This is a genomic window from Peptoniphilus lacrimalis DSM 7455 (assembly GCF_000378725.1).
GTDB lineage: Bacteria > Bacillota > Clostridia > Tissierellales > Peptoniphilaceae > Peptoniphilus_A > Peptoniphilus_A lacrimalis.
In genome coordinates this window covers 192092-215872 of record NZ_KB900368.1, presented here as the reverse complement: position 1 = coordinate 215872, position 23781 = coordinate 192092, and the positions used below count along the sequence as shown (strand labels likewise).

The window sequence follows — 23781 nt, the reverse complement described above, 5'->3', positions numbered from 1 at the left end:
TTTTATTGTTATAAGGAGGTTCTATGAAACTATACAGATTTATCACAAGAACTTTTATGAACTATACAGCATCAATAAAAAGATTTCCTCTTGCTATGTTGTGCTCACTCTTAGCAGCCTATAATTTAGCAAGATCATTAAATTTTAGAGATGTAGATCTTGCAAATATCAACAACAATAGATTGGGAGCATTTTTTATAGGTGGAATATTTTTATACTCAGTAATATCCCTATATTTGGAATCTGCTAAGTCAAATGTTAAAAATGCAGAGGATAATAAACAGATAAAATTTATTACAGTCTTAGTTTATATATTGTCAATCCCAATAATGTATGGATTTTATGATATTATATATATAACCAAACAGGGATTTTTCCCCTATGAAAATAAATATATATATTTTGGAATGATAGCTCTATTTGTAGTTTTAGCGTCCTATATTGCTAAAATTTTCTACCATAAAGATTATGTATCTTATGTTGCAAATATTTTTGAGGCTTTTATCATTTCCAACATATATTCAATAGTTTCCTATATAGGTATAAGTGCAATAATTTTTGCAATAAATTCCCTATTTTCTGCAAACTTTCCATCAAATATTTATCTAAAAATATTTTATTTTATTTTCATTCCCTATAATGTCGGCATATTTTTATCAGAATTTCCTAAAGCAAGCGAATCATTTATAGACTACGATTATTCAAAATCTATTAAAGTTTTATTAGTTTATGTAATTTTGCCCTTAGTGTTAGCATACACAGCAATATTATTTTTATATTTCTTAAAAATAATAATAAATTGGCAATTACCAGATGGAATAATCGTTAATCTTGTATTATGGTTTGCGGTAGTAACGGTATTTTTCCAATTTTTCTTACAAAAAATTAATAAAAAATTTGTAAATACATTTAAAAAATATTATCCCTTTGCTATCATACCCTTGCTTTGTATGATGTTTTTGTCAATAGGCTTAAGAATAAACCAATATGGACTTACAGAAAATAGATATTTTATAGTGGCAACTGGTGTTTGGGTACTGATAAGTGAAATTTACTATATTATTTATAAGAAAAATTCAAATATTACAATTCCATTTATCCTTTCCATAATAATTTTAATTTCAAGCTTAGGACCAATATCCTGCTATAAAATGTCTGAAAAATCTCAAATTGCAAGATTAACAAAAATATTAGAAAAAAATAATATGTTAAAGAGTAATAGCATAGTTAAAAATAAAGATATATCAGAAGATGATAAAGCTCAAATAACAAGTATATTGCTTTATTTAACAAATAATCATATAAAACCTGATATTCCTTATTTAGATGAAGATTTTGAATTTTCAGACCAAAAAATGTTAAACACCTTTGGCTTTAAAAGTCAAGATGAAACAAATTATGAGGACTATTATTATAACTATGACAATCCCTCATCAATAGATGTGAGTGGCTACTCTAAATTAATTAGAAATGTAGTATACAATAAAGATACAAAAGTTGATAATTTTACTTTTGCCTACAATCCATCAACAATAGAAATTTATTTGACAAGAAAAGATAAAAAAGATTTGTTGAGAGAAATTGATTTAAAAAGCCTTAGAGATAAATTAAAAACCCTAAAGACTGCTAATGGTGTAATAAATCCAGAAGATTTAGCTATAAGCGGTGAAAATGGTGGCGTAAAATATAAGATTATTTTCACAAGCATCAGTTTTTACGGTGAAGACAGCAAATTTGATAGTTATGTAAGTTTTGATTTACTAACAAGTGGGAGTGATGAATAAATGTATTATTTGACATTTGAAAATGATGTATTTATAGATACTGATCTAGACCTTAAGTATTTAAAAAAGCTATTGAAAAAATACCTTGAAAAAACTGACTTCTTCCAAGTAATTGCCTTAGGAGAAGATAAGCTCATAAAAAAATTATTAAGAGATTATGCAGCCTATGATGAAGACGGTGAATATGAAGAAATATTTCAAGGTCCAACAGATGATGACTTTAAAAAAGTTATACTGGATAATTTTTTAAATGAAAAAAATATACCAAACTTCTATAAACTAAGCCTTTATCAAGGGGATAAGTTGAAATTTGAAGTATTAAATTACGGAGAAGAAGTTTCAATATACGGTTTTGACCAAAAACAAGTTGAAGAAGCCTATAAGAAATTAGAAGAAGACTATGGTATTAAAAATATTAACATAGTAGTAGAAAAATAAAACTTAACACAAGTAGTTTTTAGACTATCCCTTGGGGTAGTCTTTTTTAAATAAAAAATTTTCTTTTTGTTAATTTTTTGTTTGTGATATGAAAAAAAGATTTAAAAATTTTATAGTCACCAATATCTGATATAAGAAAAATACCCTTTTTATTCTTTGTTGTAAAAAGGGTATTTTCATAAATTTATTTATTATTAATATAAATTCTTATCGCCATAATCTTTTTTATAATATACCAGTATTTCTTTTGCTTTTTCATAATCTTTTTCTGATACATAAATTGTTTGTTCAAAAGTTGAAAATCCTGATATTAGTCGCAAAAAATCTCCATCATCATCAGTAAGGTAGGGGATTTGTTTTTCATCAAGCATGGAGCATATTTCTTTAAATATCATTTGATCTGTGACAGAAATTAGTTCTTTGTATTTAACATCATCCATAAAAATCTCCTTAAAATTTGTTAAATAACTAAGAAAAAAGACTCCAAAAGGAGCCTTCTTCTATTACATATTCTTTGAATAGTATTCCACTATTAATTGGTCTTCAATTTCTATTGGAATATCTTCTCTATTTGGTAGACTTACTAATTTACCTTTGAAATCTTCATTCTTAGAAAGATAAGGATAAGATACAGGGAAATTTGTATTGAAATTTTCCTTGAAAAGTTCTACCTTCTTGCCCTTACGAGAAAGGGAAATTTCATCAGAAACGTCACATCTGTATGATGGTATATCAACTTTTTTACCATTAACAAGTATATGTCCGTGAAGAACCATTTGTCTTGCTTGTCTTATTGAAGAAGCAAAGCCTAATCTATAACATAAGTTATCTAGTCTTCTTTCTAGGAAAGAAACAAGGTTAGGACCTGTTTGTCCTTTTGCTTTTTGAGCTTCAATAAAAAGATTTTTGAATTGTTTTTCTAAAAGTCCATAGTAAGCTCTAAGTCTTTGTTTTTCCAATAATTGTTTACCGTATTCAGTTAACTTCTTATCACTTCTGGCACTACCTCTTTGAGCTCTTTTCATAGCTTTTGGGTGGCCACATACATTTAGTCCCAATCTTCTAGATAATTTGAATCTGGGTCCCATCATTTTTGCCATTAAATTCAACTCCTATTATATTTTGCCGCGATAATTAAGAGCCATTAGTATTATATTATTAGTTGGAAAAAAAGTAAAGGGTTAATATTGATAAATCTTTGCATTTTCTGCAATTTCTTGAGATTAAATTACTTTTTTTCTTTTCATAATTTCTAAAAATTATTGTATAATAAATATGCATAAAAAATCAAGTATTATCTAACAATAGTTTTACAAAAATATTTGTAATAGTTATAATAGGTAGAGAAATAATTTAATAGAAAAGGTGATTATATGAGTGGACACTCAAAATGGAATAATATAAAAAATAAAAAAGGTAAGGAAGACGCTAGAAAAGGTAAAGTTTTTACAAAACTTGCCAGACTTATTACTGTTGCAACTAGACAAGGTGGAGCAAATCCAGATTTTAATCCTCAATTAAAAGTTGCAATTGATAAGGCTAAGGCTGAAAATTTACCAAATGATAATATAGAAAGAGCCATAAAAAAAGGTGCAGGTGAAGATGATTCTTCAAACTTTGAAACTATAACTTATGAAGGTTACGGTCCAAGCGGTATTGCTGTTATGGTTAAATGTTTGACTGACAACAGAAACAGAACAGCTCCTGATATTCGTCACATTTTTGATAAAAATGGCGGAAATTTGGGAACTCCCGGATGTGTATCCTTTATGTTCCAAGAAAAAGGAATTATTGGTATTTTAAAATCTGATGATATGGATCTTGATGAATTTATTTTATCTGCCCTTGATTATGGTGCTGAAGATGTTGTTGATAGAGGAGATGCGGTAGAAATTGTAACAGTCCCTGAAAGTTATCACGATGTCAGAAAAAAACTTGAAGAAGATGGATATGAATTTGTAGAAAGTGATATTACTTTTGTGGCTCAAAATTATTCTAAATTATCTGATGAAGATGATATAAAGAAGATGGATAAATTAATAGATGCCCTTGAAGACAACGATGATGTTCAAGATGTCTACACTAATTGGGATCAAGAAGATTAGAAAATGACAAAGAAACTTTTGGCTCTTATGGGAAGTGAGAGGAGACATAGGAGTACAGAAAATTTTCTCGATATCTTTATTGAAGAAAAATTTAAAGATTTTGATGTAAAAAAAATTATTTTAAAAGATTTAAGTTTTTCTAATTGCATTTCTTGTTACGGCTGTGCCAAAGTTCCCAGATGCGTTGTAAAAGATGATATGACTGATATTTATCCTTTGATTGATAATAGTGATGTTGTGATTTTTGCATCACCAATTTATTTTAATTCTGTATCAGCCCTTTCTAAATCTTTTATTGACAGGATGCAACTTTATTGGTCAAGGAAATTTTTGCGTAAGGAAGTTTTACCTAAAAATAAGTTGGGATTTGGTCTTTTTGTCGGGGGTGCTCCTTTAACTGATCAACAGTTTTTGGGTGCAGAATTAGTTTTAAAACATTTTTTTATGGCAATAGGTACAAAAAAATATACTTATCTTGAGCTAAGCGATACAGATAAGAGGGAAGTCCAAAAGACCGAAGAAATTTTAACTTATATAAATAAGCATTTTGAAGAAAATTCGCTTTATGAATCTATAAGCTAAATAAATTAAAAGGGGCATATAAATATAGAAAAGACAATAGAACAATTAGGGGGATTTTATGAAACTAAATAAATATATAGACCACACGCTCTTAAAGGCAGATGCTACACAAGAATCTATTAAAGAATTGTGCAGGCAAGCAAAAGAATATGATTTTATGTCTGTGTGCATAAACTCATCAAATATTGAACTTGCAAAAGAAGAACTTAAAGGAACAGATGTAAAAATTTGCACAGTTATAGGATTTCCACTAGGGGCAACTACTACAGAATCAAAGGTTTTTGAAACTACTGATGCCATAGAAAAAGGTGCTGATGAAGTGGATATGGTTCTTAATATTGGAGCTTTAAAATCTAAGAATTTCGATATAGTTTTAAGAGATATAAGTGAAGTTGCCAAGGTTGCTCACAACAAGGGAAAAATTTTGAAAGTTATACTTGAAACTTGTTTGCTCGAAAAAGATGAAATTATAAAGGCTTGCCAACTTTCAAAAGAAGCCGGTGCAGATTTTGTTAAAACTTCAACTGGATTTTCTACTGGAGGGGCAAAGGAAGAAGATGTTGCCTTGATGAGAAAAACTGTAGGAGATCTAATGGGAGTTAAGGCAAGCGGTGGAATAAGAACTTTAGAAAAAGCAAGGCTTATGATTGAAAACGGAGCAACAAGGCTTGGAGTTTCTGCTGGAGTTCAAATTATGGAGGAATTAGAAAGTGAAAATTAATCCAGTCGCCTTTAAGCTTTTTGGATTAGAGGTGAGATGGTATGGCATTTTAATTGCCATTGGTGCCTTTCTTGCCATAAATGTAGCAGAAAAAATGGGCAAAAGATATAATTACAAAGATGGACTTTATAACTTATTTTCATCAGATTTAGGAATTTTTGTAATTTTATTAGGAGTAATCGGTGCAAGATTATATTATGTAATTTTTCAGTGGGATTATTACAGGGAAAATCCTGGAGAGATTTTAGCTATAAGAAATGGTGGTTTGGCAATTTATGGTGGTATCCTTGCAGGTCTTCTTGCAACCTATATTTTTTCTAGAGTAAAAAAGATTAAATTTATAACCATTTTAGATTGCTTGGCACCAGCAGTTCCCTTGGCACAAGCTATAGGCAGATGGGGAAATTTTATCAATGGTGAAGCTCATGGTGGACCAACAGACTTACCCTGGGCAATAATGGTTGATGGTATTAAGGTTCATCCAACTTTTTTATACGAATCTTTGCTAGATTTTTTTATCTTCATAGTATTATATTTTTTTGTCAGTAAAAGGCAAAAATTTGAAGGTCAACTTTTTACCCTATATTTGATAATTTATGGTTGTGGAAGATTTTTTATTGAAGCAATGAGGACAGATTCATTATATTTTGGTCCTTTTAGAGTTTCTCAACTTCTAAGCCTTATACTTGTAGTTATTGGTTTGATAATATATTTTTATAATATTTTGAGCTTAAAAAATAAGTCAGTCTGATTAGAATGGCTGGTCTTTATAAAAATAAATTGATTTTTTAATGTATATGTGCTAAAATTTTATTCATTAACGGGATGTAGCGCAGCCCGGTAGCGCACATGTATGGGGTGCATGGGGTCGAAGGTTCAAATCCTTTCATCCCGACCAAAGGACTGGTTTTGACCGGTCCATTTTTTTATGTTAATCTTTATTTAGGGGGTAGCTATGAATAAGATCAATTACAATTTAGAAATGGAAAAAATAATAAATAAAATTGATTTACAAAATAAGCCGACTCTACTTTTGCATTCTTGTTGCGGACCATGTTCTTCAGCCGTAATTGAAAGGCTTTATCCTTATTTTAAGCTTCAAGTCTTATATTATAATCCAAATATTGACACCTATGAGGAATATATGAAAAGAGCTAAGGAGCAAATGAGATTTATAAAAGAATTTGGCATAGCTGACCAAGTAAAAGTTCAAGTCCTTGAATATGATAAGGATGCTTTTTTAAAAGCAGTTCAAGGCTATGAGCATAGTGGTGAAGGCTCTAGCAGATGCCTCAAATGTTTTAATTTAAGACTTTCTAAAACTGCACAGCTTGCCAAAGAAGGAGATTTTGATTATTTTACCACAACTCTTAGCATATCTCCGTGGAAAGATTCTCAAGTTTTAAATAAGTTAGGAAATTATTTGGGAAATATTTATGGAGTTACTTATCTTTATTCAGATTTTAAAAAGAAAAATGGTTTTAAACGCTCCGTTGAGCTTTCCAATAAATTTAATATGTATAGGCAATGCTATTGTGGCTGCCAATTTAGTCAAGAGGAAACTTTAAACTGTGAAGAGAAAATTAATTAGCATATTTTTAATATTTTTATTAGTATTTACTTCATGCCAAAATTCAACGAATTTAAGTAAAGAAAATAAAACTAAAAAAACTCAACAAGAAAATATAAAAGAAGATAAAAAGACATATGTAGAAATTCTAGCTATGGGTGATATGATTTTTCACAGACCCTTGGTTAATGATGCAAGAGTTGGTGATTCTTACGATTTTTCAAAATATTTTAAAAATATTGAAGATGACATAAAAAGTGCCGATATTTCCTTAGCAAATTTCGAAGGAACTATAAATAAAAATAAGGCTCTGAGTGGCTTTCCTCGCTTTAATTTTCCTATTCAAACAGTTACAGGTCTAAAAAGTGTAGGTTTTGATGTCTTAACTACTGCAAATAATCACTGCCTTGACACTGGAGTTGATGGGATTTTTCAAACTATTAATGCAATTAATGATGGGGAAATGATTAATGTAGGTACATATTTGGATGAAAATCATCCACCAAAAATAATAGAAAAAAATAATATAAAAATTGGTTTTTTAGCCTATACTGATCTATTAAATGGAATGGACTCTCTTGTTAGGGGTAAGGAATATTTGATAGATACCTTTGCGACAAATGATGTAAAAAAAGATATAGAAGCTTTAAAAAATCAGGTAGATTTTATTATTGTTATCCCTCATTGGGGTAACGAATATCAATACAGTCCTTCTTTAAGACAAGAGGAGCTTAAAGATTTACTTTTTTCATCAGGGGCAGATGCAATTTTAGGATCCCATCCTCATGTTGTTCAAAAATTCCAAGATTTCAGTATTGATGGAAAGAGAAAATTTTTAGCTTATTCAATGGGAAACGCCCTTTCAAATCAAAGGCAAAGATATTTGGGGAAAAAAGGTGTCGAGTCAGGTCTTATGATAAAGCTTAAATTAGAAAAAAATCTGACCCAAAACACCACAAGGCTAATTTCAAGTCAAGTTATTCCAACTTATGTAATGGATATAAATGTTGATGGCAAAAGGACTTGCCAAATTTTTAAATACGCAGATATTCTTCCAGGTGGAAAGTTTTCTGATAAGATTAATGGCAAAGAAATTGATAGTATTAATGAAAAGTATAATTTTGTAAAAAATATTTTAGAGGATAAGAGATAATAATGCAAAGAGATAAAGTTCCCGGAACAAATTATATAATAGTTCAAGACGAAAATAATTTTAAATATACAAGTGATTCCCTTATTCTCTCTTCCTTTGTCAAGATGGGACAAAGAGCATTAGATTTAGGATGTGGTAATGGTATTATATCCTTAAGAATAGTCGATAGATTTAAAGAGCTTTATGCTATTGATTACAATAATGAGTCTTTGGAACTTTTTAAAATTGCATTAAAAGAAAATTATTTGGAGGAAAAAATAAGACTTATACAGGATGATATTTTAAATTTAGGGAATTATTTTCCTAATAATTACTTTGATCAAATCTTATTTAACCCTCCTTATTTTAACTGTTTTGAACCTAAAAGTAATATGGAAAAAGCAAGGCATTCAACGGATATAAGAAATTTTATAGAGATAGTTTCAAAACTTTTAAAGGCAAGGGGAGATTTTACAATAATATTTCCTTCTAACAGGATAAGTGAACTTATTTATTATTTAAACCTTTACAAGTTAAAGGTTAAAGATATGATTGCAGTAAAACCTAATTTAGAAAAGCCGGCACTTCATTTTATTTTGAGATGCCGAAAAGATGCCAAGTTTGGCAATTTTTATAGGGAATTTATAGTTCACGAATCTGACAATTACAGCGAACAAATGCTTAAGGTTTATAATAACGAGGTGCTTTTATGATATATTTTTGCCCAACACCCATTGGCAATTTAGGAGATATCACTCTAAGAACTCTTGAGGTTTTAAGAAGTGTCGATATAATTTATGCTGAAGATACAAGAGTTACTATTAAACTTCTGAATCACTATGACATAAATAAAAAACTAAAGACCTACCATAAATTTAATGAAGCAAAAGCAAGTCTTGAAATTATAGAATCCTTAGAAAATGGACTTGATATTGGACTTGTGACAGATGCAGGAATGCCGGGAATTTCTGATCCAGGGTATGTCTTAATAAAAAAATTAATTGAAAAAAATTTGGACTTTAGAGTTTTACCTGGACCTAATGCAGCCCTGAGCGCTCTTGTTATTTCAGGACTTGCTAACGATAACTTTTATTTTTACGGTTTCACAAATCCTAAGTCCTCATCTAGAAAAAAAGAATTTGAGAATTTGAAAAATATAAGGGCTACCTTGATTTTTTATGAATCTCCCCACAGAATTATTGAGTTTTTGAAGGATATGAGAGAAATTTTAGGTAACAGAGAAATTTCTATTTCCAGGGAGCTTACAAAAATTTATGAAGAAACTCTTCGTGGTAAGGTTGAAGATATACTAAATTCAAATTTAACTTTAAAGGGTGAGTTTGTCATTGTCGTTGAGGGCAATACCCAAAAAGAAGAAATGCCTGATATTAAAGAACTATTAATTGAAAGAATTAATAATGGGCAAAAGAAGTCCCAAGCAGTAAAAGAGATAGCACAAGAGTATAATATATCAAAAAATGTGGTTTACAAGGAGAGTTTGAATATAGATGCTTGATTTTAACCAGTTTGAAGAAAAAATAAAAACAATAAATTCAAATCTTAGACATAAATACAAGAAATATTTTTCCATATCCAATGAAGAATTTCTTAAATCTTTAGAAGAAAATGTTGGAGAAATTGAAAATTTTGAAAAATTAAGTCAAAAAGAGCTGGAAAAAATTGATGATTTAGTGGGAGTTGACGGTTCTGTAAATAGGTGTGGAGGAGCCTATCCTCACTATATAGAAATGTTTCAAGGTCTAGCCAAATCTACAAAATATGAAGAGGTTTATGTTTCAGATATATATACTCCAACCCTAAACGATAGCTTTGAAATTGAAGAAAAAAGAGAAAAACTTCTTGCAACAATAGAAATTGAGTCTGCTCTTGAATACATAAAAAAAAGAAAACCACAAGTGCTTATGATGGATGGGGGATTTATCAGATATAAAATTAATTGCCCCGAGCATTTTAAAGACTTAAGAGAAATTTGCCAAAAACAAAATATAATTCTTTTTGGAGTAATAAAAGATATAAAAACTGGAATTTTAGCAAGAGCTTTGAGCCTTGATAGGTCTATTTATGATAGAGAACTTCTATTTAACAGGTTCAAAATTGGTCAGGCACTCCTAATTAAGAACGAAGTCAATAAAAAATATATAGAAAAGGGATTGGGCGAAGGATTTTCTTCTGCATTTATAAGAACTTCAAACTTTCCAGGAGTTGTTGGCATTGATATCTTAGATGTTCAGGAAAATTATTTAAGATTTGTTTCAAGACTTGTTTACAGTCTAACTCCAATAAATAGCAGGGGGATTCCATTGTGGCTTGATATTGTGGATAAAGACGTTAGAATAACTGATGAATTAATAAAGGCTAGTTTAGAATCTTATCTAGATAGAGATTTGTATGAAAGATTTTTTGTTTCAGAAAGAGATAAAAGGACACTTTAGGGGGATTTATGAAAGTATTAGGAATTACAACTACTCAAGAAGTATATATAGGTTCAAAGGAAAAAAATTTTAGAAATAATGAATTTTTAGTAGTGCAAGATCCAGTCCAAGGCTCTCTAATAGGAGAAATTGTTGAGGCAAAAACCTATAACAGATTTATTCCTCTTGACATGGGAGGAGATTTTGTCGATGCTGGAGTTTTATCTTCTCTTAAGTCAATGGGTTATGACATCAACAATGAAACAGTTTATGTAGGAAAGCTAAGATTTTTTGAAGAAGTTTTATACGCACCTATAACAGGCTCTGATGTAAGAATCCCAACTTTTGAAGAAATAAAAAATATACTTTTAAACATTCATACTAAAGATGCAATGGTTCTCGGAGTAATAAAAAATACTGATGACTTAACAAAAGATATGGATGAGGAATATAGGGATTTATTATTCACCTATGATAAGGATGAATTTGTAAAGCAAAAAGATATTCCATATTTATTTAATTATAGAGCCATGCACCAATATCCTCATATAGGAATTTTTGGTGGTTCAGGTTCTGGTAAATCTTTCGGACTAAGGGTAATTTTAGAGGAAATTATGGAAAAAAAGATTCCTACTATAGTTTTGGATCCTCACTTTGAAATGGATTTTTCTACAAACTCTGAAATTTCTACAAAAGATTTTAATGATAAATTTAAATGTCTGCAAATTGGCCTTGATGTAGGTATAAAATTTCAAGATTTAAATAAGGGTGATTTAAAAAATCTTTTAAATTCTGTTTCACCCCTTACAGACTCAATGAATAATGTAATTGATGTAATATTAAATAAAGGAGCAAGCTATTATTCCTTTAAAGATAAGCTGGAAATGCTAATAGAAGCTGAAGAGCTTGGAGGATTAAATAAAATTAATGGCAAAATAGGAGCCGCAACAGATCTAACAGAGATTCAAAGGCTTGAAATGCTTAGAGATAATTATGAAAAATATGGAAATTTAACAAATCCAGCCTCAACAAGAGGAGTTTTATGGAGATTAAATTCTCTCTATGGTCAAGGTATTTTTTCCTACAATATAGATATAATTTTTGAACTTATAAAAAATGGTAAGTTAGTTGTCCTACAAGGTTCAACAAAAATTATAAATGTATTTTCAACATATCTTTTAGCAAAATTATATTATATGAGAAAGGAATATAGGGATGAAATTTATAGGGAAAATACTGATGCAAAATTTTTCCCACCCTTTGTCATAGTAACAGACGAAGCTCATAACTTTGCTCCAAAAGGTTATGAAAGTGCGTCGAAATCTATATTAAGAGAAATTTCTCAAGAGGGTAGAAAATATGGGGTATTTTTAATCTTAGCCACTCAAAGACCGACCCTTCTTGATGAAACAATAACAGCTCAATTAAATACAAAAATGATTTTTAGAACTGTAAGGGCATCTGATATAGATACAATAAAAGAAGAAACTGACTTAAGAATTGAAGAATCAAAAAGATTACCTTATCTTCAAACGGGAGATGTTTTTATATCATCATCCGAAAGAGGACGCTCATCTTTTGTTCGTGTAAGGGCAGCTTACACAAAAAGTCCTCACACTTTAAATCCCTTTGATGAATTGAGCCAAAATAAAGTGGACAATTTGAATGAATTTTATAAAGTCATTGAAGACAAACTTCCTTTTTCTACAGTTTCAATTTTAAATATATTAGAAGAAGTAAATAAAGAGTCAGATACAACTTATTCTTATGATGATTTTTTAAATAATCTCAAAGACTTGTGTCAAAATAATATAATAACTAAAACAGATAATTTTATGAGTGAAAGATATGAAAAAATTGAGGAGGAATAATGTATTCTCGTGTTAAAACTTGTACTCTTTTTGGATTAAATGGTTATGAAGTTGATGTAGAAACAGACCTTTCAAGGTCATTACCAAAGGTAAGCCTTGTAGGTCTTCCAGATACTGCCATAAAAGAATCTATAGAAAGAGTTAAATCAGCCATAAATAATTCAGCTTATGATTTTCCCAATAAAAAAATTACCATAAATCTTGCACCAGCAAACCTTAGAAAAGATGGATCACAAATTGATTTAGCCATAGCTGTGGGAATTTTATTATCAGATGGACTTATAGAAAAATCACCTGATGATTTTGTTTTTTTGGGAGAACTAGCCCTTGATGGAAAAATATATCCAATATCAGGAGCCTTGCCCATGATAATATCCATGAGAGAAAAAGGCTTTAGAAAATTCATTGTGCCTTATGATAACAGAAGAGAAGCAGCCCTTGTAAGAGATGTTGAAATTTATCCAGTAAAAAATTTAAAAGATGTAGTTGAATTTTTAAGGGGAAATATAAGCCTTGAAAGAGCAGTCGGACAAATTTCAAATACCAAGGTAGAATATGACAATGATTTTTCAGATATAAAAGGGCAAGAAAATTTAAAAAGATTACTGACAATTGCTGCAGCATCAAAGGCAAACTGTCTATTCATCGGCTCACCAGGAAGTGGAAAAACCATGGCAGCAAAAAGATTTCCAACAATATTGCCACAGCTTGATTTTGAAGAAGCAATAGAAGTAACAAAAATATATTCAGTAGCTGGACTATTAAAAGAAAATGCTCTAATTTCCACACCACCCTTTAGAAGTCCACATCATACTGCATCAGCAGTAGCCTTAATAGGTGGAGGTACATATCCAAGACCTGGAGAAATTTCTTTAGCCCACAAGGGAGTATTATTTTTAGATGAATTACCGGAATTTTCAAAAAATGTCTTGGAAGTTTTAAGGCAACCCATGGAAGCAAAAATAATAAATATTGCAAGAGCCAATGGAACTGTAACATTTCCTTCAGATTTTCAATTAATAGTAGCTATGAACCCATGTCCCTGTGGTTATAGTCATTCTAAAAAGCATGAGTGTACTTGTAGTGCATATCAAATTCAAAGATACTTATCAAAAATTTCCCATCCTCTTTTAGATAGGATTGATATTCACATGGAGGTGTCAGAAGTTGATTATAAGGAAATATCTACAGAAAAAATTCCACTTTCTTCTGAACAGATGAGAGATCAAGTCCAAAATGCGAGAGATATACAAAAAGAAAGGTTCAAGGATAAGGCTTACAGTTTTAATTCACAAATTCCTGATAAAGATTTAAAAAAATATTGCAAGCTTGATGAGCAGTCCAAAAAATTAATGGAAATTGCCTTTAATAAATATAATATGTCTGCAAGAACTTATAATAAAATTTTAAAAATATCAAGAACCATAGCTGATATGGATAATTCAGCTCAAATAAAGGAAGACCATCTTTTAGAAAGTATCCAATATAGATCTATTGATTCAAAATTTTGGGGTAACTGATGGATAGAAATGCGATAATATTTTTAAGCTCCATAGGTCTTTCTTCATCAAATATAATTAAAATTTTAGATTTTTCAATTGAGAAGAATTTAGTTTTGAATGAATTTCTTAATTTAGAAGAAAACCAGTATAAGCCTCTTTTGAAAAAAGTAACTTTTGATAAAATTAAGAAATTTTATTGTAAATATGAGGAAATACTAGAAAATACATTAAATAAATCTCAGAAATTGCAGGTAAAAATATCAACAATTTTAGATGGAAATTATCCATCTTCTTTGAGAAGAATTGAAGACCCACCAGCTATTCTCTATATAAGGGGTAAAGATATAAAATTAGAAAATAATATAGCAATAGTGGGGGCGAGAAAGCACACTTCCTATGGGATTTATGCAGTAAATAAATTTGTAGACGAATTGTCCTCTTATAATTTTACCATTGTTTCAGGCATGGCATATGGAATAGATGCCCTATCCCACAAAAGAGCCTTAGAAAAAAATATGAAGGCAATAGCAGTCTTAGGTAATGGCATCGACATAATTTATCCAAAGGCAAACACAAATTTATATATGAATTTATTAGATAAGGCTACAATAGTTTCAGAATATCCCTTCGGAATGAAAGCAACGAAATTTACATTTCCACAGAGAAATAGAATAATATCAGGATTAAGTGAGGGTGTAATAGTAGTGGAAGCTAAAGAAAAAAGTGGCTCACTAATAACAGCAAGACTTGCCGCAGAACAAGGAAAAGAAGTTTTTGCCATACCAGGAAATATTAATTCAATTTATTCAAAGGGTACAAATCTTCTGATTAGAGATGGAGCAACACCTCTTTTACAAATCGAGGACATTTTACCATTTTATCCATCAATTATAAAAAAAGAAGAGGAAAAACATATAATAAAGAATTTATCAGAAGATGAAAATTTGATTTTAAATTTAATGGAAGATGGAAGTATTACCATAGAAGAAATTTGCAATAAATCAAATTTTGATGTAATTTATATAAATAGTTTGTTAACAAAATTAGAATTAAAATCAGCGATAGAAAAAATTTCTTTGACAGAATATAGAATTATTTAAAGGAGTTGAAATTTTGGCAAAAAACTTAGTTATTGTGGAATCTCCTACTAAGGCAAAGACAATCAAAAAAATGCTTGGCTCTAATTATAAGGTCATGGCATCCGTTGGTCATGTAAGAGATTTGCCAAAAAGTAAGATTGGTATTGATATAGATAAAGACTTTGAGCCCCAATATATAAATATTAGGGGTAAGGGAGAAATAATTAAAGAATTAAAAAGTGAAGCAAAAAAAGCAACAAATGTCCTTTTGGCAACTGACCCTGATAGGGAAGGAGAAGCTATCTCTTGGCATTTGGCGCATATTTTAGGAATGGATGAAGATGATGAAAATAGGGTAACTTTCAATGAAATTACAAAAGATACAGTAAAATCATCTATAAAAAAACCAAGAAAAATTGATATGGATCTTGTTGATGCTCAGCAAGCTAGACGAGAACTTGACAGGCTTGCCGGCTATAAAATTTCACCTTTACTTTGGAAGAAAGTTAAAGCTGGACTTTCAGCAGGTCGTGTTCAGTCAGCAGTTTTAAAAATTATCTGCGATAGGGAAGAAGAGATAAATAATTTCATAAGCGAAGAATATTGGACCTTAGATGCAGATTTAAGATTCAATAGAAAAAAAGTCTTGGCAAATTATCAAGGAACTTATAAAAATAATAAACTTGAAAAGGCTGACTTAAAAACTGAAGCTCATGTTGATAAGATTATAAAAAATATAGACAAAGAAAATTTCACAGTTAAAGATGTAAAAGAAGGCAAGAGATCAAGAAATCCAGCAGGCCCCTTTACAACATCAACCATGCAACAAGAAGCATCAAGAAAGATAAATTTTACAATTAGAAAAACTATGCAAGTTGCCCAATCACTTTATGAAGGTGTAAAACTGCCGGAAGAGGGTCTTGTAGGTTTGATAACTTATATGAGAACCGACTCCACAAGAATTTCTGACCAAGCCGTAAATATGACCCTAGATTTTATAGAAGAAAATTATGGCAAGGATTATGTTGGTAGGGCTAGAAAAGCTAAGAAAAAATCTGAAAATGTGCAAGATGCCCACGAATGTATAAGACCAACAGATGTGAGAAAGACTCCATATTTAATCAAGGATTCTCTAAATAAAGACCAGTTTAAATTATATGAACTTATTTGGAAGAGATTTGTAGCATCACTTATGAAACAAGCTAGCTTTGCAACAAACAACATAGAAATAATTTCAAATAATGAATCCTTCAAATTGACAGGTTCAATATTAAAATTCGACGGATTTTTAAAAGTCTATGCCTATGACAATAAAAAAGATGAAGTTATTCCACAGATGAAAGTAGGAGATAAGTTAAAGTTAAAAGAACTTAAAAAAGACCAACACTTTACCCAAGCTCCTCCAAGATATAACGAAGCATCATTAATAAAAACTTTAGAGGACTTAGGAATCGGCAGACCTTCAACATATTCACCGACAATTTCAACCCTTCAAACAAGATACTATGTTGTAAATGAAGATAAAAAATTAATTCCTACAGAACTTGGTCTGACAGTAAATAAAATTTTGTGCGAAAATTTCGAAGGTCTAGTTAATAAGGAATTTACAGCAAAAATGGAAGCAGACTTAGATAAGGTTGCAAATGGAAATCTTAAGTGGAAAGAATTAGTTAGAGTTTTTTATGATAAATTAAAAATAGCTTTAGATAAGGCATATGAAAATATAGAAAAAGTTCAAATTTCTGATCCCGTAACAGATGTAATATGTGAAAAATGTGGCAGACATATGGTGGTAAAGATGGGCAGATTTGGAAAATTTTTAGCTTGTCCAGGTTTTCCTGAATGTAGAAATGCAAAACCCTATGTAGAAAAAATTGGCGTCAAATGTCCTAAATGTAAGGATGGAGATATAGCCATAAAAATGTCTAAAAAGGGAAGAAAATTTTTCGGATGCACAAATTATCCAAAGTGTGATTTTGTGTCATGGAATAAACCAGTTGATGAATTTTGCCCCAAGTGTGGAAATATTTTAGTGGAAGTAGCAAATAGAAAAGGCAAAACTATAAGATGTTCAAATGCCACTTGCTCCTATGTTAAAAAGGAGTCCAAAGATGAATAAAGTTAGCCAAGCTTTATTAGAAATTTTAAATGAGAAATACTGCCGTAAAAATTTTATAGTACCAATCTATGAGGACAAAAAGAAAATTATTCTATATTCTGCAAATGATGACGAACTTCTAAATTACAATATAAAAGAGCTTACAGAAAAGGATATAGAATTTATAAAAAAGTCTAAAGATATAATTATTAAGGAAATAGAAAGCTTATTTGAAAAAAAGCTAGATGATAAAATTCTAGATCAGATAAAAAACTTATATAGTGAAGATATAGGTATTGATGACTTAGAAGATGAGTCTAAAGATTCACCAGTGGCTAAAGTTTTAAATTATATTTTAAATTTTTCAATAGAAAAAGATGCTTCTGATATTCATATAGAAAATCTTGAAGACTCAGTACTTGTCAGAGTTAGAATAGATGGAAGTCTGCATGAGCTTTCTAAATTTCCAAAAAATCTTTATCCATATTTAATAACTAGAATAAAAGTTATGGCAAAACTTGATATTGCAGAAAAAAGACTGCCACAAGATGGCAGATTTTCATTTAATTTTAGGGGCAGAAATATTGATATAAGAGTTGCAACAAGTCCCACAGCCTACGGCGAAAAAATTGTTTTTAGAATTCTTGATGTGGGAAGGGTGGATTACAGCCCAGAGGGGATAGGACTTAGTGGAGAAAATTTAAAAAATATTTTGAAAGTCATAAGTCAGCCACAAGGTCTAGTTCTTATAAGTGGTCCAACATCTTCAGGAAAAACTTCAACCTTATATACAATTTTAAAATATATTCAAAATTCACAAATAAATATAATGACTATAGAAGACCCCATTGAATATAAAATTGCTGGAATAAATCAGATAGAAGTAAATGAAAATACAGGGCTAAGCTTTGAGAGAGGTTTAAAATCAATTCTTAGAATGGATCCCGATAAAATTATGATAGGGGAGATAAGAAATAAAGAAACAGCCCATATTGCAATTTCTGCGTCAATTTCAGGTCATACAGTTTTTTCAACAATACATACAGAAAATTCACCAGCAGTTGTAGGTAGACTAATTGATATGGGTATAGAACCCTATCTAGTTTCAGCAGGTTTAATAGGAGTTATATCCCAAAGACTAATAAGAAAACTCTGCCCCCATTGTAAGGAAAAAGAAATATCTAATAATCCTTTTTTTAAAGACAAGGAAATTTATAAAAAAAGGGGCTGTCCCAAGTGTAATGGAGGCTACAAGGGTAGAATTGCAGTGTTTGAAATAATGATAGTAGATGAAACTTTAAAAGAAATGATAAGCGAGAAAAAATCCATAGGAAAAATAAAAAATTATGCAATAAGCCAAGGAATGAAAACTTTAGCTTCAGAAATTTTATCACTGGTAGAAAATGGTCAAACATCTATGGAAGAATATTATAGAAATATAAATACAATAGGTGAGATATGAATTTTACCTATAAAGTCCTTCATGGAAAAGAAATAAAAAAAGGTAAGATAAGTGCAAAAAATTACCAAGAAGCCTTAACAAACTTAAAAAGTCAAGGATATAGACCCATAAGCCTTGAAGAGGATATAGAAAAAAATAAAGGCATAAGCCTAAATATAAAATTTAAAAACAGAGATTATTATTTTTTATTTACTCAACTAGCTCTAATCTTAAAATCGGGTATAGTCTTAGAAGAAGCTTTAAAGATTGTAGCCGATAATTTTAATGAGAAAAAAAGAAATATTCTCTTAAAAATTTCACAAGACTTGCATAGTGGTATATCTTTAAGTCAGGCTATGGCTCAATCCAAAAAATTTACAGATTTTATAGTAAGTCTAGTGGATGTCGGAGAGAACTCATCAAACTTAGAACAAGTCTTTAGAAAATTGGCATCCTTCTACAAAAGAGAGGAAAAATTGAGAAAAAATATTTATTCCACTCTGACATATCCAATAATATTAATTATAGTTTCAGCCCTAGTTGTGAATTTTTTGATGTTAAATGTAATTCCAACATTTGCAGATATTTATGACCAAGCAGGAGAGAGTTTGCCCTTGATGACAAGACTCCTAATAGGATTTTCAAAAATATTGAGGGAAAATTTTATTATAATAAGTTTTATATTTTTAGCTATCTCTTTTTTCTTTATAATATATCTAAAGAAAAATCCCAAGATAAAAGATAAAATATTATTAAAATCAGCCTACTATAAAAGAATTTATACACTGAGATTTTCTTTTACAATTTATACAATCTTATCAGCAGGCCTCACAATAGATGAAGCAACACAAACCCTTTGTAAAATGGAGGCAAATATACTTATAAAAAAAGAATTAGGAAAAGTATCTGTAAATTTAAAAAAAGGTAGAGCCTACTGGCAAAGTCTTAGAGATATGAATATATTTCCCAAAATATTTATATCTATGGTAAGAGTCGGAGAGGAAACTTCAAGTTTTAAGGAAATATTTAAAAATTTTATCGACTATTACGAAGAAGAAACAGAAAATTATAACAAGAGATTTTTAGAACTTCTAGGTCCAATACTCATAATAATTTTATCAATAATAATAGGTTTTATAGTTTTATCAATTGCCCTACCAATATTTAATATGGTAAATGCAATTTAGATATCTGTATTTACATATAATAAAATATATGATTTAGTTTTATTATATGTAAAGAAAATCACAAGTATAAAAGACTGTTTGTAAAATCTTATATCTAGCCTGACAATTAAAAATAAATAAAAGACAGCATAAAAAAACCTGTAAGAGAATATCTTACAGGTTTAATATTGGTGCCCAAAGCCGGAATCGAACCAGCGACACGAGGATTTTCAGTCCTCTGCTCTACCGACTGAGCTATCTGGGCAAAACAGTTGTCAATATTAAATTGGCAACTTATAATGGTGGGCCTTCGGGGACTTGAACCCAGGACCTACCGGTTATGAGCCGGGCGCTCTAACCAACTGAGCTAAAGGCCCTCACCATTGGCGGAGAAAGAGGGATTTGAACCCTCGCGCCCCTATCGGGACCTACTCCCTTAGCAGGGGAGCCTCTTCAGCCTCTTGAGTATTTCTCCAAGAAAGTATATTCAAGTTGGCTACCTTTAATATTTTACAAGACCAATCTTAATATGTCAACAAATTTTTACAAAAAATTTATATAATTTTGTAAATGTTTCTTAAAGTATTATACTAAATTAAAAAATTTTTTTCAATAATTAAATTTACAAAATCTATACTTAATTAGTCCTTAAAGTCTTGACATTTATTTATACTTAGTGTTAATATCTATATATAAATTAATACATTAGTTTTTCGGGGCGAGGTGCAATTCCTCACCGGCGGTAAAGTCCGCGAGCTTTTTGGCTGAATTGGTGAAATTCCAATACCGACAGTATAGTCTGGATGAGAGAAAAATTATGCGTTTTGCGTGCGAATTTTTAAGCCCCTTGTGGGCTTATTTTTTTTTATATAAGGAGAAATTATGTTAGAATTTGTGGATTATAGGTCTTATATGTCCTTGGCTATGGAGCTTGCCGAAAAGGGCAAGGGCTTTACACTTACTAATCCTATGGTAGGGTGTGTAATTGTTAATGATGATAGAATTATCGGACGAGGCTACCATAAAAAGTTTGGTGATCTTCACGCCGAAACTATGGCAATAGAAGATTCCAAAAAAAATGGCGAGTCCCTTGAAGGTTCTACTTTATATGTAAATTTAGAACCATGTTGCCACTATGGCAAACAGCCACCTTGCACCAAGGCAATTATTGAAAATAAAATTAAAAAAGTTGTAATCGCTAATGTTGACCCCAATAAAAAAGTTTCAGGCAAGGGCATAAAAACTTTAGAAGATGCTGGAATAGAAGTTGTTGAAGGGATTATGGAAGAGGAAGGCTTAAAATTAAATGAAGAATTTTTCCACTTCATTAAAACCCAAAGACCTTTTGTTACTATGAAATCTGCCATGACTCTTGACGGCAAAATTGCATCAGTTACAGGTGATAGCAAATGGATTTCATCTCAGATTTCAAGAGATTATGTTCACAAGCTTAGGGCAGAAAATAATGCAATAATGGTAGGTATTGGAACTGTTCTTAAAGATGATCCTTCCCTTAATGTGAGAATTTATGGCAACTACAAAAACCCCACAAAAATTCTTGTGGATTCAAAACTTAGAATTCCTCTTGATGCTAAACTTTTATCATCATCTGATGCTCCAACAATAATTGCTTGTACAGAAGGCTATGACACAGAAAAGTATAATAAGTTAAAAGAAATGGCAAATGTTCATATTCTTGTTTGCAAGAAAAAAGATGAACGTGTAGATTTGTTAGATTTATTTTCTAAGTTAAAAGATTTTGACATATGCTCTGTTCTCTTAGAGGGAGGAGGAAATCTAAACTATTCTATGTTAAGGGAAAATTTAGTTGATAGAATAATATTTTTTATAGGTCCAAAAATTATTGGCGGAAGTGGTCTTAGTCCCGTTGCAGGAGAGGGCATTACTCTCATGAAGGATGCAATAAAAATAAAAGATTTTCAAGTCGAAAAGATGGGACAGGATATTTTAATTAATGCCTATGTAGATAAGGAGGAATAATATTTTTACAGGAATTATAGAAGAAGTTGGAAAAGTTAATTCAATTTCAAAGGAAAAAAATCTTTATAAAATAAATGTATCAGCTTCACTTGTCCTTAAGGGTACAAAATTAGGAGATTCCATAGCAACAAATGGAGTTTGCCTAACTGTTACTGATCTTTCTAATGATTATTTTGTAGCTGATATCATGAAAGAATCCTTAAATAAAACAACTTTTAAAGATATAAAAAAAGGAGATGCTGTAAATCTTGAAAGGGCATTATCCTTAGACAAAAGGCTTGACGGTCATATAGTTCAAGGCCACGTTGATAGCCTTGGAAAAATTATTGAAATAAAAAATATTGATAATTTTGTAGAATATAAAATCAGCATAAACGAGGATTCTTTGAAAGAAGTTGTCTATAAAGGATCAATTGCAATTGACGGCATAAGCCTAACAGTTTCTCAAGTTACTGATACTTATTTTAAAGTTTCAATAATACCCACAACCATTAATAACACAAATTTAAAATCAAAAAAAGTGGGCGACTTGGTAAATGTTGAAACTGATATTATTGGCAAATATATTTTTAAATATTTAAATAAAAGTGAAGATAAAGAAAAGATAGATATGAATTTTCTAAAAGAAAATGGATTTTATTAGGAGGTTAAAATGCAAATAAATTCTATTGAAGAAGTTACTGAAGCCCTAAAAAAAGGGGAAATAGTAATAGTTACTGATAATCCCAACAGGGAAAATGAAGGAGATATGATTTGTGCAGCCGAGTTTGCCAGCGGTGAAAATATAAATACCATGGCAAGTCTTGCCAAGGGTTTAATTTGTATGCCTATGTCAGATGAAATCGCAAGAAGGCTTGACTTAAAACAGATGGTAACAGAAAATACCGACAACCACTCAACAGCCTTCACAGTTTCTATAGACCATGTTGATACAACAACAGGTATTTCAGCTTATGAAAGATCTATAACTGCAAAAAAAGTTATTGATGAAAATTCTAGTGCCGAAGATTTTAGAAGACCAGGCCATATGTTTCCATTAGTAGCAAAAGAAGGTGGAGTATTTGTAAGAGGAGGGCACACTGAAGCCACTGTAGATTTACTTAAAATTGCAGGTTTAAAACAATGTGGTCTTTGCTGCGAAATTATGGCTGATGACGGCCACATGATGAGAGGTAAAGAAATTTTTGACCTTGCCCAAAAACTTGGCATGAAAATTACTACAGTTGACGAGCTGATTCATTACAGAAAAAGACATGAAAAAATAGTTAAAGATGTGGCAGTTGCAAAGCTACCCACAGAATTTGGAAACTTTACTGCTCATGCCTTTGTAAATACCATAAATGGTGAACACCATATAGCCCTTGTAAAAGGAGAAATTGGAGATGGAAAAAATCTTCTCACAAGAGTTCACTCAGAATGCTTGACAGGGGATGCTTTTCATTCTGCACGTTGCGACTGTGGCAGACAACTGCAAACTGCTATGATGCAAATTGAAAAAGAAGGACGTGGCATACTTTTATATATGCGTCAAGAAGGACGTGGCATAGGTCTTGTCAATAAGATTAAAGCATATGCCCTTCAAGATAAAGGTATGGATACAGTTGAAGCAAATCTAGCCCTGGGTTTTCCTGAAGATGCAAGAGATTACAGTGTAGGAGCGCAAATATTAAGAGAATTGGGAGCCAAGGAACTAAGGTTATTGACAAATAATCCAGACAAAATTTATAAGTTACAAGAATTTGGAATGGAAATAAAAAATAGAGTTCCCATAGAAATTAAGTCAACAGAATATGATGAGTTTTATTTGGAAACCAAAGCAAAGAAGATGCATCACCTATTAGAAGAATTTACAAAATAAT

22 protein-coding genes, 4 tRNA genes and 1 riboswitch are annotated in these 23781 nt (G+C 30.6%); of the genes, 21 read left to right on the top strand and 5 right to left on the bottom strand.

The window, feature by feature from the left end; translation table 11 throughout:
• Positions 1-23 precede the first annotated feature (23 nt).
• Both F594_RS0102605 and F594_RS0102600 read left to right on the top strand, forming a co-directional pair.
• Positions 24-1784, top strand: coding sequence for a DUF4153 domain-containing protein (locus F594_RS0102605; RefSeq protein ID WP_019034434.1), 1761 nt, complete (start codon positions 24-26; stop codon positions 1782-1784).
• On the top strand, positions 1785-2222 hold the full coding sequence (locus F594_RS0102600; RefSeq protein ID WP_009345259.1) for a hypothetical protein: 438 nt from the start codon (positions 1785-1787) through the stop codon (positions 2220-2222).
• A gap of 194 nt (positions 2223-2416) precedes the next feature.
• On the opposite strand, the gene F594_RS0102595 is transcribed toward F594_RS0102600, so the two are convergent.
• Both F594_RS0102595 and rpsD read right to left on the bottom strand, forming a co-directional pair.
• Positions 2417-2662 carry a putative signal transducing protein gene (locus F594_RS0102595; RefSeq protein ID WP_004826273.1) on the bottom strand — a complete coding sequence of 82 codons (246 nt, stop codon included), beginning with the start codon at positions 2660-2662 and terminating at the stop codon, positions 2417-2419.
• 63 nt (positions 2663-2725) lie between these two features.
• Positions 2726-3322, bottom strand: coding sequence for a 30S ribosomal protein S4 (gene rpsD / locus F594_RS0102590; protein ID WP_004826321.1), 597 nt, complete (start codon positions 3320-3322; stop codon positions 2726-2728).
• Positions 3323-3595: 273 nt separating this feature from the next.
• On the opposite strand from rpsD, the gene F594_RS0102585 reads away from it, so the two are divergent.
• The 16 genes from F594_RS0102585 (at position 3596) to F594_RS0102510 (ending at position 19942) form a co-directional block, all read left to right on the top strand.
• Positions 3596-4327 carry a YebC/PmpR family DNA-binding transcriptional regulator gene (locus F594_RS0102585; protein WP_004826276.1) on the top strand — a complete coding sequence of 244 codons (732 nt, stop codon included), beginning with the start codon at positions 3596-3598 and terminating at the stop codon, positions 4325-4327.
• A gap of 3 nt (positions 4328-4330) precedes the next feature.
• Positions 4331-4909 (top strand): flavodoxin family protein, encoded by a 579-nt coding sequence (locus tag F594_RS0102580; RefSeq protein ID WP_004826280.1) that lies wholly within the window; start codon positions 4331-4333, stop codon positions 4907-4909.
• 58 nt (positions 4910-4967) lie between these two features.
• Positions 4968-5630 carry a deoxyribose-phosphate aldolase gene (gene deoC, locus F594_RS0102575; protein ID WP_019034433.1) on the top strand — a complete coding sequence of 221 codons (663 nt, stop codon included), beginning with the start codon at positions 4968-4970 and terminating at the stop codon, positions 5628-5630.
• Positions 5620-6381, top strand: a complete 762-nt coding sequence (gene lgt / locus F594_RS0102570) for a prolipoprotein diacylglyceryl transferase (RefSeq protein WP_019034432.1) — start codon at positions 5620-5622, stop codon at positions 6379-6381. The genes deoC and lgt overlap by 11 nt, the downstream gene beginning before the upstream one ends.
• 70 nt (positions 6382-6451) lie before the next feature.
• Positions 6452-6528 (top strand) — tRNA-Pro (locus tag F594_RS0102565).
• A 57-nt stretch (positions 6529-6585) separates the two neighbouring features.
• The gene (locus F594_RS0102560) at positions 6586-7221 is read left to right on the top strand and encodes an epoxyqueuosine reductase QueH (protein WP_019034431.1); all 636 of its coding nucleotides are present in this window, start codon (positions 6586-6588) and stop codon (positions 7219-7221) included.
• Entirely contained in the window at positions 7202-8353 is a 1152-nt protein-coding gene (locus tag F594_RS0102555) for a CapA family protein (protein ID WP_019034430.1), read from the top strand. The genes F594_RS0102560 and F594_RS0102555 overlap by 20 nt, the downstream gene beginning before the upstream one ends.
• A 2-nt stretch (positions 8354-8355) precedes the next feature.
• Entirely contained in the window at positions 8356-9045 is a 690-nt protein-coding gene (locus F594_RS0102550) for a tRNA1(Val) (adenine(37)-N6)-methyltransferase (RefSeq protein WP_019034429.1), read from the top strand.
• The gene (rsmI, locus tag F594_RS0102545; protein WP_019034428.1) at positions 9042-9848 is read left to right on the top strand and encodes a 16S rRNA (cytidine(1402)-2'-O)-methyltransferase; all 807 of its coding nucleotides are present in this window, start codon (positions 9042-9044) and stop codon (positions 9846-9848) included. The genes F594_RS0102550 and rsmI overlap by 4 nt, the downstream gene beginning before the upstream one ends.
• A complete protein-coding gene (locus F594_RS0102540) occupies positions 9841-10785 on the top strand; it encodes a DNA double-strand break repair nuclease NurA (RefSeq protein WP_019034427.1) in 945 nt (314 codons plus the stop codon). Before rsmI ends, F594_RS0102540 begins: the two co-directional genes overlap by 8 nt.
• A gap of 8 nt (positions 10786-10793) precedes the next feature.
• Positions 10794-12635 carry an ATP-binding protein gene (locus F594_RS0102535; protein ID WP_009345256.1) on the top strand — a complete coding sequence of 614 codons (1842 nt, stop codon included), beginning with the start codon at positions 10794-10796 and terminating at the stop codon, positions 12633-12635.
• Positions 12635-14155 (top strand): YifB family Mg chelatase-like AAA ATPase, encoded by a 1521-nt coding sequence (locus F594_RS0102530; RefSeq protein ID WP_019034426.1) that lies wholly within the window; start codon positions 12635-12637, stop codon positions 14153-14155. The genes F594_RS0102535 and F594_RS0102530 overlap by 1 nt, the downstream gene beginning before the upstream one ends.
• Positions 14155-15237: a DNA-processing protein DprA gene (dprA, locus tag F594_RS0102525; RefSeq protein WP_019034425.1), complete on the top strand. Its 1083-nt coding sequence runs from the start codon at positions 14155-14157 to the stop codon at positions 15235-15237. The genes F594_RS0102530 and dprA overlap by 1 nt, the downstream gene beginning before the upstream one ends.
• 13 nt (positions 15238-15250) lie before the next feature.
• Positions 15251-17335, top strand: coding sequence for a type I DNA topoisomerase (topA, locus tag F594_RS0102520; protein ID WP_019034424.1), 2085 nt, complete (start codon positions 15251-15253; stop codon positions 17333-17335).
• Positions 17328-18776 (top strand): GspE/PulE family protein, encoded by a 1449-nt coding sequence (locus tag F594_RS0102515; RefSeq protein ID WP_019034423.1) that lies wholly within the window; start codon positions 17328-17330, stop codon positions 18774-18776. Before topA ends, F594_RS0102515 begins: the two co-directional genes overlap by 8 nt.
• Positions 18773-19942 (top strand): type II secretion system F family protein, encoded by a 1170-nt coding sequence (locus tag F594_RS0102510; RefSeq protein WP_009345284.1) that lies wholly within the window; start codon positions 18773-18775, stop codon positions 19940-19942. The genes F594_RS0102515 and F594_RS0102510 overlap by 4 nt, the downstream gene beginning before the upstream one ends.
• A 168-nt stretch (positions 19943-20110) precedes the next feature.
• Here F594_RS0102510 and F594_RS0102505 read toward each other — a convergent pair.
• The 3 genes from F594_RS0102505 to F594_RS0102495 all read right to left on the bottom strand — a co-directional run bounded on the left by F594_RS0102505 (position 20111) and on the right by F594_RS0102495 (position 20396).
• Positions 20111-20186, bottom strand: a tRNA-Phe gene (locus F594_RS0102505).
• A 35-nt stretch (positions 20187-20221) separates the two neighbouring features.
• Positions 20222-20298 (bottom strand) — tRNA-Ile (locus F594_RS0102500).
• Between the two features lie 7 nt (positions 20299-20305).
• Positions 20306-20396 (bottom strand) — tRNA-Ser (locus F594_RS0102495).
• Between the two features lie 230 nt (positions 20397-20626).
• A riboswitch (FMN riboswitch) is annotated at positions 20627-20740 on the top strand.
• A gap of 63 nt (positions 20741-20803) precedes the next feature.
• Here F594_RS0102495 and ribD point away from each other — a divergent pair.
• The 3 genes from ribD to F594_RS0102480 are packed head-to-tail and all read left to right on the top strand — an operon-like array spanning position 20804 to position 23780.
• Complete coding sequence (ribD, locus tag F594_RS0102490) at positions 20804-21922, top strand: bifunctional diaminohydroxyphosphoribosylaminopyrimidine deaminase/5-amino-6-(5-phosphoribosylamino)uracil reductase RibD (protein ID WP_019034422.1); 1119 nt, start codon at positions 20804-20806, stop codon at positions 21920-21922.
• The gene (locus tag F594_RS0102485) at positions 21909-22565 is read left to right on the top strand and encodes a riboflavin synthase (RefSeq protein ID WP_308532310.1); all 657 of its coding nucleotides are present in this window, start codon (positions 21909-21911) and stop codon (positions 22563-22565) included. Before ribD ends, F594_RS0102485 begins: the two co-directional genes overlap by 14 nt.
• A 9-nt stretch (positions 22566-22574) precedes the next feature.
• The gene (locus F594_RS0102480) at positions 22575-23780 is read left to right on the top strand and encodes a bifunctional 3,4-dihydroxy-2-butanone-4-phosphate synthase/GTP cyclohydrolase II (RefSeq protein WP_019034421.1); all 1206 of its coding nucleotides are present in this window, start codon (positions 22575-22577) and stop codon (positions 23778-23780) included.
• Position 23781: the final 1 nt, after the last annotated feature.

Bases quoted from the DNA above. Each gene is read 5' to 3' on its own strand.
- F594_RS0102510 (WP_009345284.1), top strand. From the start codon at position 18,773: ATGAATTTTACCTATAAAGTCCTTCATGGAAAAGAAATAAAAAAAGGT.
- F594_RS0102550 (WP_019034429.1), top strand. From the start codon at position 8,356: ATGCAAAGAGATAAAGTTCCCGGAACAAATTATATAATAGTTCAAGAC.
- F594_RS0102560 (WP_019034431.1), top strand. From the start codon at position 6,586: ATGAATAAGATCAATTACAATTTAGAAATGGAAAAAATAATAAATAAA.
- F594_RS0102530 (WP_019034426.1), top strand. From the start codon at position 12,635: ATGTATTCTCGTGTTAAAACTTGTACTCTTTTTGGATTAAATGGTTAT.
- F594_RS0102580 (WP_004826280.1), top strand. From the start codon at position 4,331: ATGACAAAGAAACTTTTGGCTCTTATGGGAAGTGAGAGGAGACATAGG.
- deoC (WP_019034433.1), top strand. From the start codon at position 4,968: ATGAAACTAAATAAATATATAGACCACACGCTCTTAAAGGCAGATGCT.
- F594_RS0102535 (WP_009345256.1), top strand. From the start codon at position 10,794: ATGAAAGTATTAGGAATTACAACTACTCAAGAAGTATATATAGGTTCA.
- F594_RS0102585 (WP_004826276.1), top strand. From the start codon at position 3,596: ATGAGTGGACACTCAAAATGGAATAATATAAAAAATAAAAAAGGTAAG.
- F594_RS0102540 (WP_019034427.1), top strand. From the start codon at position 9,841: ATGCTTGATTTTAACCAGTTTGAAGAAAAAATAAAAACAATAAATTCA.
- F594_RS0102595 (WP_004826273.1), bottom strand. From the start codon at position 2,662: ATGGATGATGTTAAATACAAAGAACTAATTTCTGTCACAGATCAAATG.
- rsmI (WP_019034428.1), top strand. From the start codon at position 9,042: ATGATATATTTTTGCCCAACACCCATTGGCAATTTAGGAGATATCACT.
- ribD (WP_019034422.1), top strand. From the start codon at position 20,804: ATGTTAGAATTTGTGGATTATAGGTCTTATATGTCCTTGGCTATGGAG.
- rpsD (WP_004826321.1), bottom strand. From the start codon at position 3,322: ATGGCAAAAATGATGGGACCCAGATTCAAATTATCTAGAAGATTGGGA.
- F594_RS0102605 (WP_019034434.1), top strand. From the start codon at position 24: ATGAAACTATACAGATTTATCACAAGAACTTTTATGAACTATACAGCA.
- F594_RS0102480 (WP_019034421.1), top strand. From the start codon at position 22,575: ATGCAAATAAATTCTATTGAAGAAGTTACTGAAGCCCTAAAAAAAGGG.
- dprA (WP_019034425.1), top strand. From the start codon at position 14,155: ATGGATAGAAATGCGATAATATTTTTAAGCTCCATAGGTCTTTCTTCA.
- F594_RS0102600 (WP_009345259.1), top strand. From the start codon at position 1,785: ATGTATTATTTGACATTTGAAAATGATGTATTTATAGATACTGATCTA.
- F594_RS0102515 (WP_019034423.1), top strand. From the start codon at position 17,328: ATGAATAAAGTTAGCCAAGCTTTATTAGAAATTTTAAATGAGAAATAC.